Origin of the sequence: Frankia sp. QA3, from assembly GCF_000262465.1 — a bacterium.
Classification (GTDB): Bacteria; Actinomycetota; Actinomycetes; order Frankiales; family Frankiaceae; genus Frankia.
In genome coordinates this window covers 1,074,437-1,089,680 of sequence record NZ_CM001489.1, presented here as the reverse complement: position 1 = coordinate 1,089,680, position 15,244 = coordinate 1,074,437, and the positions used below count along the sequence as shown (strand labels likewise).

Below are 15,244 nucleotides of genomic sequence, written 5' to 3'. Positions count from 1 at the left end.
GCCCCCCACCCCGCCACCGACGGCACCCCCGACCGGCGCAGCCCCGCCCACCGCCGCGCCGACGCCCTGATCGACCTGGTCACCCGCGCGTTGGGCGCCGCCACCCTCCCCGAAAGCGGCGGCGTCCGCCCACACCTGACCGTCACCATCAACGGGAACACCCTGCTCGCCAGCGGCACCAGCCCCGCCCTGACCAGCTGGGGACTCCCCCTGCCCCCCAGCACCCTCGCCCGGCTGTCCTGCGACGCCGAAATCAGCCGGATCATCCTCAGCCTCGCCGGCGTCCCCCTCGACATCGGACGAACCACCCGCGTCGTCCCCCCACACCTACGCCGCGCCCTCGTCGCCCGCGACCGAGGATGCAGCTTCCCGGGATGTGATCGGCCCCCGTCATGGTGCGAATGTCACCACTACACACCGAAAAAACAACAGAGTCACCGCCCTACACAACCTGGTACTGCTCTGCGGCGCCCACCACCGCCAAGTCCACCACGACGGCTGGACCATCATCTTCACCGACGACGGACACCCCGCCTACCTCCCACCCCGACGCACCGACCCCCACCAACAACCCCGCCGCAACCCCTACACCCAACACCCACCCGACCTCCTCACCAGCATCACCTGACAGTCGACCGACCCGGCCCCGCCGGACCGCCTCCCCACCCTGCCGTCGTCTCCCCCACCGACGGCGTATCACGGCGTGGCGGGGCTCCGGTGGCGTCGCGATCCGGCCTGGCCGCACGTCCGCGCGGATCCGCGCGGAACTGGGCGGAACTGGGCGGAACTGGGCGGAACCGGGTGGAACTGGGCGGAACCACGGCGAGTCAGAGCACGATGGAGGTGCGGTGATTTGCCGCCGTAGCGGCGGCGTCGGTCTTCGCTCCGACGGATCGCCATCCCGCCAGCCTGGCGGCATCGGTGCTCCCGCCCGTCCGAGCAGGAGCTCCAAGCGGCGCTCGACCACCGACGTCCGCCCAGGATCTTCTAGACGAGCGTGCCCCAGGGTCCGGTGATGACGCAGGTCAGGCCCGGGTAGTGGATGTTGACGAACAGGTGCCGGCCGTCCGCGGTGAACCGGGCGCCGGCCGTCTCGCTCGCGCCCACCGGTCCCGGCGTCGGGAAGTCCTCGGCGTTCCAGTGGTGCAGGTCGAGCGGGGCGATGACCTTCGCCAGGTCGACGATCCGGCCGGCCGTGGTCAGCAGCCGCAGGTAGTTGTCGCCGCCCGCCTCGCCGTCGCCGTCCTCGCCGTCGCCGTCCTCGCAGAGCACGACGCCGCCGTGCGGGCCGACGGTCAGCCCGTCGGGCTGGTCGAGCACGCCGCCGTCCCTCGACTCCTAGCGCAGCGTGAGGACGCCGGTGTGCAGGTCGGTGGGCCAGTAGGTCCACACCTGCCCCTCCTCGGCGTCCCCGGCCTCGGAGACGACGAAGGTGAGCTGGCCGCCGGCCCAGTCGGCGCCCTCCAAGCCGAGGAAGCGGGCTCCACCGCGGGCCCGGCCCTGGCTGTACACCGGCCCGGGGAACGACTCGGCGTCGGCCGGGTCGGGATGGTCGATGTCGACCCAGGTTACCGGCAGGCGCTCGCCGACCCGCTGGCCAGTGGCGGTGTCGTAGGTCGGTTCACCGCGCACGGCGAGCATCTGCAGCCGGCCGCCAGCTGCCCGGGGCGGGCCGGCAGGAAGCGGTAGAGCCCGTCGCCGGGATCGCCGTTGTCCTCGGTGAGGTAGACGATGCCGGTCGCCGGGTGCACGGGGGCGCACTCGGCTCGAAGCGGCCCATCGCCTGCAACGGCAGCGGCGACACCGGGCCGCGGGCGTTCACCGGGACCTCGAAGACGTAGCCGTGCGGCCGTTCGTAGCCGGCGGCCGTCCCGTCCGTCGTCTCCTCACACGACAGCCAGGTTCCCCCCGGCGTCGGCGAGCCGTTGCAGTTCTCCAGCGTCCCGTTGAGCACGAGTCGGCTCTCCCGCAGCCGGCCCGCCGCCAGGTCCGTACCGCGACCAGGTCCGTACCGCGACCAGGTCACCCCCGCCGGCGCGGCCCGGTCGTAGGCCTCGCGCGGGCCGAGCGCGCGGTGCTGGACCCCGGGCAGGTCCGGGTCGATCTCGTGGTTGCGCAGCAGCACCGCCGTCCCGTGGCCGCCGTCGAACAGCGCCTGGCCGTCGTGGACGATCGGGGTGGGCAGCCCGTCGGACATCGGCGCGCCCGCGCGACCGAACGAGGCGTAGCGGAACCCGGGCGGCAGGGCGAGCTCGGGCCCGGCGGGCCGCAGCGCTCCGAAACCGGCCGGCGCCGCCGGGGTCGGGTTCGGCGCCGCGGACGGGACGGACGACGACCCGCTGGCCCTCACCTGTCCGGCCGGCCGACGCACAGCGAACAAGTCCACCTTTTACCAGCTCATCCTGGCATCTCGGGCATACCGAGCCGGCTCGCTTCGAGCGGGTCACCCCGATGCAGACCGGGTGTCTCGGCTCGTTCGACGTCGTGGTCGTCGCCGACGCGGTCTCCCGGATCTACCCGCGGGGGCTGGCCGGGTGCCGCGACATCGGTGCCCGGGTGCTCGGCACCGGCGAGCTCCTCGACGCGTTGGCTCCCGCCGCCGGCACGGCGACTACGGTGCGCAGCGGCGGGTGAACCCCTCGAGGAGCGCGGCGAGGCCAGCCGGGTCGGTGAGCATCGGCAGGTGGCCGCCGGGGATCTCGACGGGGTCGACGCCGAGCGCGGCGCGGGCACGGTCCCGCTCGGTCTCGATGGCGAACAGCTCGTCGTCGGCGGCGCAGACGACGACGGTGGGCAGCGCGGCCCGTTCCGCGCGGCCGAGGGGGTAACGGCCGGCGGCGGGGGCCATCGGCCGCAGCCGGGCAGCGAAGCGTCGGGCCCGTTCCGGTTCCAGCCGCGAGTAGAGCGCCGCGACCGCCGCCTGCGGGTCCCAGGCGCTGATGCCGTCGGGACCGGCCGGCGGCCAGGGGAAGCCCGCGCGCAGCGGGCCGAGCCCCGGGCACAGGCGCACGGTGAGCGCCCCGGGCAGCGCCGCCGCCACGAGCGGGGCGTAGGAGGCGCCCATCGAATGCCCGACGATCACGACCGGCCCGCCGTCGTCAGCCCGGGCGACGGACAGGGCGTGGAGGACGGGGCGGACGCGTTCGGCGTAGGTCGTGGCGGGGTCGCCGAGCGGCAGGTCCGGGGCCAGCGCCCGGTGCCCGCGGGCGCGCAGCTCGGCGACGACGTCGTCCCAGCAGGTCGGGTCGTGCCAGGCCCCGTGCAACAGGCAGATGACCGCCACGGCCCGAGGTTATCCGGGCCGCCCGCCGCAGCTGCCCGCCCTCGCGGCCGAGCCGAGAACGTAGGCCAGCACGGTGCCGACGATCTCGGCGGCGACCCGGCAGCCGACCTCACCCGCGCGAGCACCCGCACGCTCGCCCGGGTGCTCGCGCGGGTGCTCGCCCGCGACGACCGGACGTCGCACGGACCGTCCTGACCTGCCGCCGCCCGTCGATAGCGACGGGCGGCGCCGGCGCGTGGCAGGCGTATCGCGCCGGGATTCCTCGGGGCCACACAGCGACCACAACGCCCCGCAAGTCGTTGTCCATCCGTTTCGAATACGCTCCGGACACGGCAGGGTCGGTGGACCGACGAGTCCCTGCCGAGCGAACTGGTCCGCGATATTCACCCAACGGATGCACGACCATTGCTCCGTGTTGTTCCTACGGACATACCTCCACACAATCCACGGTCGACCGGAATGATGTTGCGTTGATCTGCGCACCCCGGAGGGTCGGTGCGCCCGGCCGGATTGCGGCGCTCCAGCGAACTCTCTCGGCCGCCCCGACACGGCGGCGGCCCATTCCGGCCAGACTCCGGATGGTTCCGCGTTCACGGCATTTGGGCGAATGACGACGGCGGTCGACCGGCGCGCCGGGAAATCATCTGCCGGGGCAGCGCCACCTCAGCCCGCCATCGGTCTCGGTGCCCCACCGGCCCGACACCCCACCGGCCCGGCACGCGGGACGGCCGCCGAAGCCGGCAGGTTACGCAGAGCCGCAAGTCAAGCCAAGTCAGGCAAGTCGGGCGGAACGGGCACACCTCGCACACCCGGCAGACAACGCGGACCGGACGGTCGGACGCCCGCATGGGGGTCCCTGTGGTCACTTCGGGCTACGCGAACCGGTCGACCGGACTACTGGAGGAGTCCCGACGGGCTCTGGTCCCGGCCTGCGATCCGCGCTGCGGCTGAGGCCCCTCGGCGGGCGCTGGCGCTTCCACCCGCCGAGGGGCGGTGCCCCACCGCTCAGCGACCACCAGTACGGCGGCAGGGCACGATCCGGTAACCGGCGATGCCGGCGAGGGTGTGGGCGTGTTCCTCCGCGAGCCGAGCCGAGGACCAGCCGATGAGGGTCTCGACCGGGCTGCCGGCCTCGTCGAGCACCGTGATCGCGTAATCCAGCGCCTTCGGGTCCTGGGGCGGGACCCAGTGCAGACCCGGCCGGCGGACCGGAAGGCCCCTCGGGGGTACCCGAATCGGGGAGGGGCGGGGGGCCCGAGTGGTCGGTGCGCACGGACCACGCCGGTAGTCGGGATGCCGCCGGTAGCGGGACCAAGGTCCCGTCACGCCACCCGTGTGAGCCAGATTCGGAGGAATGTCCCCCCCATCCCGGGTAGACCCCGGCAGAGTCGAGGCCGAATCACCCCCATCGGGGGTCCGCGATGTGGCGTGCACAACCTCTTCGTCCTCGAGGGGAGGGGATACGGAACTCGGTATTCCTGCCGAAGGGCTCGATGGCGTCACGAAACCTCCTCGAAACGGCGTTAACCGGATCACGGGTAGTGCCGGGGGCACTCCCGCGGTACCCACCTGGGTGGCCCGGGCGTGCCTCGGTTGGTGTCATGACACACTTCGGCCCCAGCTCAGCGACAGAGTGCAACAGATGGGTGCTAGTCCCGCAACGACTTGTTGCACCCCTCGATACGGATGCGGCCCGGAGGTTGACGGTGGAGGCTGAACGGCAACGCAATGATGCGCTGGACCAGCTGGCGACCATGCTCCAATCCCTGATCGGAGACAACGAGACCAACATCAGTAGACTGGCCGAAAGGACCGGATTCAAAAGGCAGCAGGTATCCCGGGCGGTCAACGGCCGGGAGGTACCGTCGCCAGACCTCTCCGACGCCCTGGATGTCGTTCTCCCATGCGGGGGGGCGATTAGGCGGCTGCGTGACGCCGCCGACCGGGAAAAGCGGGCGCGACGCCTCGGCGTCGTGCCCCCCATGAGAAAACCGACTGATGAATATGTGCCTGCACCGGAGGGGATGCTTGTAGCCAATGGTGTACGGACAATCGATCAAGGGGTGATTTCCACGAACCGGCGAGAGTTCGCGGCCCTGCCCGCGCTGCCCGCCCTGTCCGCGCTGGCGGTCTCCACCCGCCAGCGCATCGAGACCGGCAGCGCCTCCGACCGCACGCTCGACGAGCTGGAGTCCGACGTCGACGAGATCGCGCAGGTCTACGGCTCGGCCCCGCACGCCGCCCTGCTCGGCGAGGTGGCCGGGCGCTGGAAGCAGATCGAGGCGATCCTCGACGGCCGGATGTCCGCGAGCACCCGCAGCCGGGTGACGCTGCTCGGCGGCCAGCTCACCTATTTCCTCGGCCGGCTGGCCTTCAACACGGATGACTTCCGCTCCGCCCGTCGGTTCGCCGGCCTCGCCGGAACGTACGCGAACGAGATCGGTGAACCCGTTCTCATCATGTCGGTGGCGGCCCTGCAGAGTTCTATCGCCTATCACACTCAGCGCTATCGCCAGGCCATTGCTGCACTGAGCATCGTCCGGCATGTGAGCCATCCTTATATGGACGCCAGAATGGCCGCGTACGAGGCGCGGGCATACGCGAAGGCGGGCGACAACGACAGCGCCCGGCGCGCGTTGAACCGGATGGAGGCGGCGGCCTGCTCGATGGCGCCGATGCCGGGAGAAACTCCGGTCGGTCCGGCGGCGGTCGCCATGTTCCGGTCCGGCGTGGCCATCACAATGGGCGACGCCGACATGGCGCGGGAATGGGCGCCGATCGCGGTCGCCGGCTATCGGCGAAGGGGTGGTGACTTCACCGTCGAGGAATCCCAGCACGCATCCATGTCCGACGCCTCGCAACACCTCCTCGGCCCCGAGGCGGAACCCGAGGAGGCGGCCCGCATCGCGATGGAGGTAATGACGACCGCGCCGGCCGACCTGACGCACACCGTGAAAGCCCGGCTGCGGCAGTGCGCCTCCTCCTTTTCCCCGTCGCATCATCGGCTGCCCGCGGTCTCCTCCTTTCTCGAGGCGTGCCGCACGCTGCCGGCCGGAACGCCGGGATGACGACGACAAAAGCGGCCGCGACGACCATCCCGACGCTCACGACGAAGCGCCTGATTCTGCGTCCGCTCGATAATGCCGACGTTCCCGACTTCGTCGAGATCTGGTCCGATCCCGAGTTCACCCGCTACATCGGTGGACGGTGCGATCCGGACAGTGTGTGGCACGCGATGGCCGGCAACATCGGCTGCTGGGCGCTGACCGGCGTGGGTCCCTGGGCCGTCGTGGAGCGGTCGACCGGTTCGCTCGTCGGCCGCGCCGGGCTGTGGACCGAACCCGGCTGGCCCGGTGTCGAGGCCGTCTGGTTCATCCGCCGCGACCGCTGGGGCCGCGGCTACGCGCGCGAGGCCGCCACCGCCGCCATCGGCTGGGTCTTCGCGCAGCGGCCGGACCTCGCCGAGGTCGTCTCGGTCATCCTGCCGGAGAACACCGCCTCGGTCCGCGTGGCCGAACGGCTCGGCATGACCCCGCAGCGCCTGGAGTTCCTCCACGGCGAGGACCACACCGTCTACACGATCAGCCGGACCGACTGGACCGCCGCCCTGCCCGCACAGGCCGCACAGGCCGCACAGGCCGGGCAGAACGCGCACTGACGGCAACACCACGTGAGCACCGCGAACACAACGCGACGAAACACAACAGGACGACACGCGACGGGACGACACGCGACGGGACCACACGCGACGCGACGAACGGTGGCCGGGCCCCGGATCACAACCGGGCCCGGGCCGTCACCGTAGCCACCACAGGCACCCGAGCAAGGCAGGCACCCGAGCAGGGCAGGCACCCAAGGCAGCCCACCCCGGTGGCCCACCTGGAGCCGCCCCCGGCAGCCGACCTCCGCTGGCCGACCGGCAGCCGACCTCCGCTGGCCGACCGGCAGCCGACCTCCGCTGGCCGACCGGCAGCCGACCTCCGCTGGCCGACCGGCAGCCGACCTCCGCTGGCCGACCGGCAGCCGACCTCCGCTGGCCGACCGGCAGCCGACTGCGGCAGCCCACCCGCGGCTCGACCTACCTGCGCGGCGAGGAGCCGCCCCCGGGATTCGCGGCGAGGCCGTCCAGGACGATCGCGACCGCGCCGCGGCTGACCGCGGCGGGCACGGGCAGCGCGGCCGCCGCCTGGGTCAGGCCCCGGACCAGGAAGTAGAGCTCGTCGACGGAGACGTCCGTCCGGGCCACGCCCGCGTCCTGCGCGCGGCGCAACACGGCGTCGACGGCGTCGCGCAGCCGGTGGGCCGCATCCGCCGCGCCCGAGGGAACCTGATCCGCGGCGCCGAGCAGGTTCGCCAGCGTCACCTTCGTCGCGCCCCGCTCGATCATCGCGGTGACCAGATCGCCGAGCGCCGCACCGGGCGCGGGCGCGGCCGCGAGCGTGCGGGCGTGCGCGACGAGGTCGTCGAAATGCCGGACCAGCGTCGCCTCGACGAGGTCGGTCTTGGTCGGGAAGTGGCGGAACACCGTGGCGACGCCGACCCCGGCCCGGCGGGCCACCTCCTCCGTGGACGCCTGCGCGCCGAGCTCACCGAACACCTCCTCGGCGGCAGCGAGGATGCGCTCCCGGTTCAGCCGGGCGTCCACCCGCATCCGCGATCACCCTTCACCCGACGACGGCCCCCCGTTCGTCGTATCACCCCACGCCGCCGAGGGTGTAAACGAAGTGGCCACTTCGGCTAGGATTCGAAGTCACCACTTCGCTTATATCGCCGGGAGGCCCGGATGACGACCGCCGCCACGCCCACCGAGGTCTTCCACGCGCTCGCCGACGCGGTGCCGCGGCTCGTGCTCGGCGACCGCTCCCAGCTCGATCCGCTGGTCGCGCTGTACGCCGAGCACACCGACGTCCGCCACCCGTTCGCCCCGTTCCCGGCCGAGCCGCTGCGTACCCGCGGCGACCTGCGCCGGTACTTCGACGGGGCGACCGCGGCGGCCGACGGGGTCGAGAGCTTCGCCGCGGTCGACCGGACCGTGCACGCCACCGCCGACCCGGAGGTCGTCATCGGCGAGTTCCACTACGTCGGCCGGGCGCACGCCCGCGACTTCGACGTCGCGTGCATCTTCGTGCTGCGGGTGCGCGGCGGGCAGATCATCGAGTCCCGCGACTACACAGACCCCGTCGGGTTCGCCCGAGCGTTCGGCCGGCTCGGCGAGCTCGCCGCGGCTCTCGCGGCCTGACCGCCGCGATCGCCTGCCCGCCGTGCCCGCCGCGATCGCCTGCCCGGCGTGCCCGGTGGGGTGTTCGGCCGGCTCGGCGACGGCCGAGCGGATGGCGGGCGGAGTCAGGCCGGTGGGGTGGTGAACTCCGGCTGGTCGATCAGCCGCAGCCAGGAACCGTCCGGCTGGCGGCGGACCACCTGGGCGCGGGCGCCCGCGCCGTCCTTCGGTGGGGTCGAGGTCAGGGCGATGTCGCCGCTGGCCAGGGTCGGCAGGGGCGTCTCCTGCGCGAACGGCGGCAGTTGCGGCAGGGCCTTCGCCCAGAAGGCGCGGATGGCCTCGCGGCCCACCGTCACGCTGCCCGGCGGGTAGGCCACCACGGCGTCCGGTTCGTAGAGCGCCGCGATGCCCTCGGCGTCGCGGGCGTTGACCCGTTCGACGAACAGCCGGGTGAGGTCCTCGGGCTGCCACGCCTTGTCGCGCTCCGACATGTGTCCTCCTCCGTGGGGAGTCCTGGTTCTGGTCCGGGCGGATGTGCTGCCGTTCCAGGGTCACCGGACCGGTAAGCAGAAGTCCAACAGATGATTCATATGGGATCTAGAACCCGATCCGATGAAACCGGGAGCTCGGGCGTCTCCTGGCGGTCGCGCCCCACGTCAGACGCTCGCCACCGCCCACCGAATGTAAAGAAGGAGTCACCTTTGCCCGCCGAAACCGGACAGATCGGACGTACCGGACGTACCCCGCACCTACCGTCCGACCTGCCGCTTTAGCGTCCCGAGGCCCCCGGAGGCGGTTGCCCGGGGTAGCCCCTTGGTGTAAATCGCCCTTCCGCTGCACTTGCACGGAGTTCGAGCACTGCCTAGTGTTCCTGCTGACTCAGATCAACAAGTGGCAGTATTCAGCAATCCGGACCGCCCAGGACCGGACCGCGAGCCCGCATTGTTGCTCGGCGAAAGCATTCACCGAATACCACCTCGCGGCGCCGCCGACTGCCCTTTCATTGGGACGTCACCATCGGCAGGGAGGTTTCATGCTGCTCGTGGACAAGGTTGTCGTCGTCACCGGTGGCGGCCGCGGGATCGGTGCCGCGCTCGCCGAACAAGCCGCGGCGGCGGGTGCCCGGGCGGTCGTCGTGGCCGACATCGACCTGGCCACCGCACGAGCAACGGCCCAGCGTGTGAGCCTGCGCGGCACCGCGGCGGAGGCCGTCCGGGCTGACGTCGGGTCACCGGCGGACCTCGACGAGCTAGCCCGGAGGACCCGCGAAATGTTCGGTTCCGTCGATGTTTTCTTTTCCAACGCCGGAATCACGGCCGGCGCCGGGATCGACGCCACCGCCCGGCAGTGGGCCCGCTCCTGGAGCATCAATGTCATGTCCCACGCCAACGCCGCCCGCATCGTGCTCCCAAGCATGCTGGAAAGGGATAGCGGCGCGTTTGTCATCACCGCCTCCGCGGCCGGCCTGCTCAATATCCCCGGGGACGCGCCATACGCCGTGACGAAGGGCGCCGCGGTCGCTCTCGCCGAATGGCTGGCGCTCACCCACGGCGGCCGCGGAGTGCAGATCAGCGTCCTGTGCCCGCTCGGCGTCCGGACGGACATGCTGGTGGACGCCCTCAACGCCGGCCACCAGACCGCTCGCGCGGTGGTGGCGTCCGGCCCGGTGCTGGAGGCCGACGTGGTCGCCCGATGTGCGATCCAGGGCGTCGCCGAGGGCCGGTTTCTGATAATGCCCCAGGCGCAGACGGCGACGGCGTACGCCGAGAAGGCCGCCGACCCGGAGGGCTGGCTCGCCCGGCATCGCCGGGCCGCGGCCGTCCCCGCCCCCTGATGCCCGCCCGGCGGTACCGACGTCGGGGCGTGGCCCGTGCCCGCCCCGGCCGTTCCCGCCCGTCACCCAGCCGTCCGCCCGACGGCCGTCCGCCCGGCGGCCGATCATCGTTGGAGAAGTGAGTCCATGCAGGCAAGCGCGCAGCCTCCCGCCGCCGCGGTGGGCACCTCGCCGGCGCCGGTCCCGGCACCCGCCGCCTCCCGGCACCGGCGCGACCTCGTCCTCGGGGTGAGCCCGTTCGGCGAGCCCGATCCCCGGCTGGTGGCGGCGCTGTGCCACGCCAGCGCGTGGGGCGTGCTCGACCTCGGCCGCGACCCGGTCGCCGCGCTCGCCGCGCTGCGCACCACGGCGCGTCTGGTCACCGGCAGATTCGGAATCCGGCTGGCGCACCCGGGCCTGGTGGCGACGCGGGACCTCGCGGCCTTCGCCGACCGCATCGGCCTCGTCCTGCTCCCGGCGCCGCTGCCCGGCACCGACCCGCAGCGGGACGAGGCCACCGACCCCCACCGGCACGACCCCGACCGGGGCGACGGCGCCGGTCCGCGCCGGTCGGAGCTTGCCGCGCTGCCGGGCGCGCGGCGGCTGGTCGAGGTCACGACGGTCGAGCAGGCCCGGGCGGCGGCGGCCTCGGGGGCGCACGGGCTGGTGGCCCGGGGCAACGAGGCCGGCGGCCGGGTCGGCGAGCTCGGCTCCTTCGTCCTGCTCCAGCAGCTGCTCGACGGCGTCGGCCGGGACCTGCCGGTGTGGTGCTGGGGCGGGATCGGCGTGCGCACCGCGGCCGCCGCGGTCGTGGGCGGCGCGGCCGGCGTCGTGCTGGACAGCCAGCTCGCCCTGCTCGCCGAGTCCGACGTGCCCGCCGAGACCGCCGCGGTGCTGCGTCGGATGGACGGCACCGAGACGGTCGTCGCCGCCGGCCACCGGGTCCTGCAGTCCGCGCCGGACCGACGGGCCGACGGCGACGCCGAGACCTGGCCGCCCGAGCGGGTGCTGGACCGTCTCGGCGGCCGCGGCGGTGGGCAGCTCCTGCCGGTCGGCCAGGACGGCTACCTCGCCCGCACATTCGCCGAGCGGTACGGCACGGCGGCGCGCGCCGTCGGAGCGGTCCGCCGCGCGGTCGCCGCGACCGCCGGCGGCACCGAGGCCGCGGCCGCCGCCGCGCTCCTCACCGGCGACTCGCCGCTGTGCGCCACGCTGGGCCTCACCCGCCCCGTCGCGCAGGGGCCCATGACCCGGGTCAGCGACTCGCCGGCGTTCGCCCGCAGCGTCGCGGGCGACGGGGCGCTGCCGTTCCTGGCGCTGGCGCTCGCCACCGGCGAGCAGGCCCGCCGGTTGCTCGCCGACACCCGCGACACCCTCGGCGCGCGGCCGTGGGGGGTCGGCATCCTCGGGTTCGTCGCCGAGGACGTCCGGGCCGCCCAGCTCGACGCCGTCCGGGAGATCCGGCCGTCGTGCGTCATCATCGCCGGGGGCCGGCCGGGCCAGGCCGAGGAGCTCGAACGGCTCGGGATCCCCACCTTCCTGCACGTCCCCTCCCCCACCCTGCTGCGCCAGTACCTGGCCGCGGGGGCGCGCCGGTTCGTGTTCGAGGGCGCCGAGTGCGGGGGCCATGTCGGCCCCCGCGGCAGCTTCCCGCTGTGGGAGGCCCAGACCGGCGTCCTGCTCGACCACCTCGACGACCTCGACCGCCTCAACGACCTCGACGACCTCGACGACTCGGGCCCGGTCCAGGTGCTGTTCGCCGGCGGCATCCACGACGCCCGGTCCGCGGCGATGGTCGCGGCCCTGGCGGGACCGCTGGCCGCCCGCGGCGTCGAGGTCGGCCTGCTGATGGGGACCGCCTACCTGTTCACCGCCGAGGCGATCCGCGACGGCGCCATCGTCGCGCAGTTCCAGCGCCAGGCGCTGCGGGCCCGCGCGACGGCGCTGCTGCGGACCGCGCCGGGGCACCTGACCCGCTGTGTGACCAGCCCGTTCGTCGAACGGTTCGACGAGGTACGCGCGCAGCTGCGCGCCGACGGGGTCGCCGACCACGAGGCGTGGGAGCGCCTCGAACAGCTCAACGTCGGACGGTTACGGCTGGCGAGCAAGGGCCTGGAGCGCCGCGGCGACGAGCTGCTGCGGGTCGACGCCGAGCGCCAGCGGGCCGAGGGCCTGTTCATGGCCGGCCAGGTCGCCGTGCTGCGCTCGAGCGCGACCACGGTCGCGGACCTGCACGACGACGTCACCATCCGGGCTCGCCGGTTCCTCGCCGACCAGGCGGGCCGGGTCCGCAGGCTGACCGGCACCCGCATGTCCGATGCCGCCCCATCCGCGACCGCCACGTACGCGACCAGCACGCCCGCCCCCGGCCCGCTGGACATCGCGATCGTGGGGATGGCCTGCGTCTTCCCGGACGCGCCCGACCTCGCGGGCTACTGGTCGAACATCGTCGCCGGGGCGAGCGCGATCGGCCCGGTGCCGGCCGACCGGTGGGATCCCGAGATCTACTTCGACGCCGGCGACGGCGGCGACGGGCGCCCCAACGGCGAGCGGACCCCGTCGAAGGTGGGCGGGTTCCTGCCGCGGATCCCGTTCGACCCGCTGCGCTACGGCATCCCCCCGTCCGCGCTGACCAGCATCGAACCGGTCCAGCTCCTCGCCCTGGAGACCGCCCGGCGCGCGCTCGAGGACGCCCGGCTGGACCCCACGGGCTTCGACCGCGCCCGCACCGGCGTCGTGTTCGGCACCGAGACGAACAGCGACCTGTCCGCGGCCATCACCCTGCGCGGGTTACTGCCTGCCTACTACGGCCGGGTGCCGGCCGAGCTGGACGCCCAGCTACCCCGGGTGACGGAGGAGACGTTCACCGGCATCCTCGGCAACATCATCGCCAACCGTGTCTCGAACCGCCTCGACCTCGGCGGCCCCGCCTACGTCGTCGACGCGGCCTGCGCCTCCTCGCTGACCGCCCTGGACATGGCCTGCAAGGAGCTGCGTTTCGGCACCGCCGACGTGATGCTCTGCGGCGGTGCGGACCTGCACAACGGCATCCTCGACTACCTGATGTTCTCCTCGGTGGGCGCACTGTCCCCCACGGGCGGGCCCCGGCCGTTCGACGCCTCGGCGGACGGCACCGCGCTCGGCGAGGGCGTCGCCTGCGTCGTGCTCAAGCGGCTCGCCGACGCCGAACGCGACGGCGACCGGGTCTACGCGATCGTCAAGGGGCTCGGGGCGGCCAGCGACGGGCGCTCGCTCGGCCTGACCGCGCCGCGGGCCGACGGGCAGCGCCTGGCGCTGGAGCGCGCCTACCGCGCCGCCGGGGTCTCACCCGCCGACGTCGGCCTCGTCGAGGCGCACGGCACCGGCACCGTCGTCGGGGACCGCACCGAGCTCGGCGCGCTCACCGAGGTGTTCGCGGCCGCGGGTGCGGCGCCGGGGGGCTGCGCGCTCGGCTCGGTGAAGTCGCAGATCGGCCACACCAAGACCGCCGCCGGCCTCGCCGGGCTGGTGAAGGTCGCGCTGGCGCTGCATCACGGCGTGCGCCCGCCGACCCTGGGGGTGCGCGAACCGAACCCGGCCTGGGACGCGGCGAGCAGCCCGTTCTCGTTCTCGGACGCGGCCCGGCCGTGGCCGGTGCCGCCGGCGCGGCGCGTCGCGGCGGTGAGCGCCTTCGGGTTCGGCGGGGCGAACTATCACGCCGTGATAGCCGGTCATCCGGGAACGGCCGGGGCCCGGCACGCGCTGGACCGCTGGCCCGCCGAGCTGCTGCTGATCCGCGGAACCGACCTCGACGCGGCCCGGGAGGCCGTCGCGGAGGTACGCCGCCTGCTCGCGGCGAACGACGCGGCGGGACGGCCGTGGGCGCTGCGGGACTTCGCGGCGACCGCGGCGCGGATGGCGCGGGAGCGCCGCGGCCCGGTGCGCTTCGCCCTCGTCGCCGACGACCTCGACCATCTCGCCGAACTGCTGGCCCAGGCGGCGGGCCCGGACGCGCGCTCCGGTGGCGGGCTGTTCGTCGCCACGGCCGAGCAGGACGCCACCGCCGTGTCGGCCGGGTCGGCCGGGTCGGCCGGGTCGGCCGGGTCGGGCGGGTCGGGCGGGCCGGCGGGCCGGGTGGCGGTGCTCTTCCCCGGGCAGGGCAGCCAGCGTCCGGGGATGCTCGCCGAGCTGTTCGTCGCCTTCCCCGAGCTGCAGGACTATCTGCGTGCCGGCGAAGCATGGGCCGACCTGCTGCATCCGCCGTCCGCGTTCGCCACCTCCGCGGGAGGCGACGCGGGCGCGGCGGGAGGCGACGCGGGCTCTACCGGCGGCGACGTGGAAGCTACCAGCAGCGACGCGGGCACGGATGCCGAGGCGCGGCTTCGTGACACCCGAGTCGCCCAGCCGGCGCTCGGGATCGCCGGGCTCGCCGTGCACCACCTGCTGACCCGGCTCGGCGTGCGGCCGGACCTGCTCGCCGGGCACAGCTACGGGGAGCTGGTCGCGCTGGCCGCCGGCGGTGCCTTCGACCCGCAGACGCTGCTGGAGCTCAGCGCCGCCCGCGGCGAGTCGATCATGGCCGCGGTGGACGCGGCCGACATCGGCGACGGGTCCGACGCCGCCGCGCGGTCGAACGATCCGGGAGCGATGGCGGCGGTGCGTGCCGGCGCGGCCCGGATCGAGGCGGTTCTCGCGGACGCCGGGCTCGTCGACCGGGTCGTCGTGGCCAACCACAACGCCCCCGACCAGGCGGTGATCTCCGGAGCCACGGCCGGCGTCGAGCGGGCCGTCGACCTGCTGCGGGCGGCCGGGATCGGCGCCGTGCGGCTGCCGGTGGCGTGCGCGTTCCACAGCCCGCTGGTCGCCGCCGCCGGCGACCGGTTCGCCGAGGTACTCGCCCGAACCCGGGTGACGGCGCCGCGGCTGCCCGTGTGGGCGAACCGCACCGCTT

At 73.9% G+C, this 15,244-nt stretch carries 14 protein-coding genes and 1 pseudogene; 7 read left to right on the top strand and 8 right to left on the bottom strand.

Annotation, left to right across the window (positions count from 1 at the left end; translation table 11 throughout):
* Positions 1 to 628, top strand: a pseudogene (locus FRAQA3DRAFT_RS04250) (DUF222 domain-containing protein); the annotation flags it as partial.
* Between the two features lie 359 nt (positions 629 to 987).
* Here FRAQA3DRAFT_RS04250 and FRAQA3DRAFT_RS35755 read toward each other — a convergent pair.
* Genes FRAQA3DRAFT_RS35755 through FRAQA3DRAFT_RS35745 form a run of 3 tightly spaced genes read right to left on the bottom strand, consistent with a single transcriptional unit; the run spans position 988 to position 2,371 of the window.
* A complete protein-coding gene (locus tag FRAQA3DRAFT_RS35755) occupies positions 988 to 1,320 on the bottom strand; it encodes an alkaline phosphatase PhoX (RefSeq protein ID WP_198287026.1) in 333 nt (110 codons plus the stop codon).
* An 18-nt stretch (positions 1,321 to 1,338) separates the two neighbouring features.
* Positions 1,339 to 1,632: a hypothetical protein gene (locus FRAQA3DRAFT_RS35750; RefSeq protein WP_198287025.1), complete on the bottom strand. Its 294-nt coding sequence runs from the start codon at positions 1,630 to 1,632 to the stop codon at positions 1,339 to 1,341.
* Positions 1,622 to 2,371 carry an alkaline phosphatase PhoX gene (locus tag FRAQA3DRAFT_RS35745; protein WP_232292087.1) on the bottom strand — a complete coding sequence of 250 codons (750 nt, stop codon included), beginning with the start codon at positions 2,369 to 2,371 and terminating at the stop codon, positions 1,622 to 1,624. The genes FRAQA3DRAFT_RS35750 and FRAQA3DRAFT_RS35745 overlap by 11 nt, the downstream gene beginning before the upstream one ends.
* An 80-nt stretch (positions 2,372 to 2,451) precedes the next feature.
* Here FRAQA3DRAFT_RS35745 and FRAQA3DRAFT_RS04240 point away from each other — a divergent pair, with 80 nt between their 5' ends.
* Positions 2,452 to 2,634: a hypothetical protein gene (locus FRAQA3DRAFT_RS04240; RefSeq protein ID WP_009737832.1), complete on the top strand. Its 183-nt coding sequence runs from the start codon at positions 2,452 to 2,454 to the stop codon at positions 2,632 to 2,634.
* On the opposite strand, the gene FRAQA3DRAFT_RS04235 is transcribed toward FRAQA3DRAFT_RS04240, so the two are convergent.
* The 3 genes from FRAQA3DRAFT_RS04235 to FRAQA3DRAFT_RS34550 all read right to left on the bottom strand — a co-directional run bounded on the left by FRAQA3DRAFT_RS04235 (position 2,612) and on the right by FRAQA3DRAFT_RS34550 (position 4,426).
* Positions 2,612 to 3,283: an alpha/beta fold hydrolase gene (locus tag FRAQA3DRAFT_RS04235; RefSeq protein ID WP_009737831.1), complete on the bottom strand. Its 672-nt coding sequence runs from the start codon at positions 3,281 to 3,283 to the stop codon at positions 2,612 to 2,614. The genes FRAQA3DRAFT_RS04240 and FRAQA3DRAFT_RS04235 overlap by 23 nt on opposite strands.
* Before the next feature lie 9 nt (positions 3,284 to 3,292).
* A complete protein-coding gene (locus FRAQA3DRAFT_RS34555) occupies positions 3,293 to 3,466 on the bottom strand; it encodes a hypothetical protein (RefSeq protein ID WP_157467097.1) in 174 nt (57 codons plus the stop codon).
* An 822-nt stretch (positions 3,467 to 4,288) separates the two neighbouring features.
* Positions 4,289 to 4,426 carry a hypothetical protein gene (locus tag FRAQA3DRAFT_RS34550; protein WP_157467093.1) on the bottom strand — a complete coding sequence of 46 codons (138 nt, stop codon included), beginning with the start codon at positions 4,424 to 4,426 and terminating at the stop codon, positions 4,289 to 4,291.
* Positions 4,427 to 4,989: 563 nt separating this feature from the next.
* Between FRAQA3DRAFT_RS34550 and FRAQA3DRAFT_RS04230 the strand changes: the two genes are divergently transcribed.
* A complete protein-coding gene (locus FRAQA3DRAFT_RS04230; RefSeq protein WP_009737830.1) occupies positions 4,990 to 6,351 on the top strand; it encodes a hypothetical protein in 1,362 nt (453 codons plus the stop codon).
* Positions 6,348 to 6,941, top strand: a complete 594-nt coding sequence (locus tag FRAQA3DRAFT_RS04225) for a GNAT family N-acetyltransferase (protein ID WP_009737829.1) — start codon at positions 6,348 to 6,350, stop codon at positions 6,939 to 6,941. The genes FRAQA3DRAFT_RS04230 and FRAQA3DRAFT_RS04225 overlap by 4 nt, the downstream gene beginning before the upstream one ends.
* 420 nt (positions 6,942 to 7,361) lie before the next feature.
* On the opposite strand, the gene FRAQA3DRAFT_RS04220 is transcribed toward FRAQA3DRAFT_RS04225, so the two are convergent.
* Positions 7,362 to 7,934: a TetR/AcrR family transcriptional regulator gene (locus tag FRAQA3DRAFT_RS04220; RefSeq protein ID WP_009737828.1), complete on the bottom strand. Its 573-nt coding sequence runs from the start codon at positions 7,932 to 7,934 to the stop codon at positions 7,362 to 7,364.
* 132 nt (positions 7,935 to 8,066) lie between these two features.
* Here FRAQA3DRAFT_RS04220 and FRAQA3DRAFT_RS04215 point away from each other — a divergent pair, with 132 nt between their 5' ends.
* Complete coding sequence (locus FRAQA3DRAFT_RS04215; RefSeq protein ID WP_009737827.1) at positions 8,067 to 8,522, top strand: nuclear transport factor 2 family protein; 456 nt, start codon at positions 8,067 to 8,069, stop codon at positions 8,520 to 8,522.
* A gap of 104 nt (positions 8,523 to 8,626) precedes the next feature.
* Here FRAQA3DRAFT_RS04215 and FRAQA3DRAFT_RS04210 read toward each other — a convergent pair whose 3' ends face one another.
* Positions 8,627 to 8,992: a nuclear transport factor 2 family protein gene (locus FRAQA3DRAFT_RS04210; protein WP_009737826.1), complete on the bottom strand. Its 366-nt coding sequence runs from the start codon at positions 8,990 to 8,992 to the stop codon at positions 8,627 to 8,629.
* A 542-nt stretch (positions 8,993 to 9,534) separates the two neighbouring features.
* On the opposite strand from FRAQA3DRAFT_RS04210, the gene FRAQA3DRAFT_RS04205 reads away from it, so the two are divergent.
* Both FRAQA3DRAFT_RS04205 and FRAQA3DRAFT_RS04200 read left to right on the top strand, forming a co-directional pair.
* On the top strand, positions 9,535 to 10,335 hold the full coding sequence (locus FRAQA3DRAFT_RS04205; protein WP_009737825.1) for an SDR family oxidoreductase: 801 nt from the start codon (positions 9,535 to 9,537) through the stop codon (positions 10,333 to 10,335).
* Positions 10,336 to 10,461: 126 nt separating this feature from the next.
* Positions 10,462 to 15,244 (top strand): type I polyketide synthase (locus FRAQA3DRAFT_RS04200; RefSeq protein WP_009737824.1); only part of this gene is annotated, 4,783 nt, incomplete at its 3' end.

What these genes read in the sequence shown, in the direction of transcription:
- FRAQA3DRAFT_RS04240 (WP_009737832.1), top strand. Translation starts at nt 2,452, where the DNA reads ATGCAGACCGGGTGTCTCGGCTCGTTCGACGTCGTGGTCGTCGCCGAC.
- FRAQA3DRAFT_RS04225 (WP_009737829.1), top strand. Translation starts at nt 6,348, where the DNA reads ATGACGACGACAAAAGCGGCCGCGACGACCATCCCGACGCTCACGACG.
- FRAQA3DRAFT_RS04220 (WP_009737828.1), bottom strand. Translation starts at nt 7,934, where the DNA reads ATGCGGGTGGACGCCCGGCTGAACCGGGAGCGCATCCTCGCTGCCGCC.
- FRAQA3DRAFT_RS04215 (WP_009737827.1), top strand. Translation starts at nt 8,067, where the DNA reads ATGACGACCGCCGCCACGCCCACCGAGGTCTTCCACGCGCTCGCCGAC.
- FRAQA3DRAFT_RS04210 (WP_009737826.1), bottom strand. Translation starts at nt 8,992, where the DNA reads ATGTCGGAGCGCGACAAGGCGTGGCAGCCCGAGGACCTCACCCGGCTG.
- FRAQA3DRAFT_RS04205 (WP_009737825.1), top strand. Translation starts at nt 9,535, where the DNA reads ATGCTGCTCGTGGACAAGGTTGTCGTCGTCACCGGTGGCGGCCGCGGG.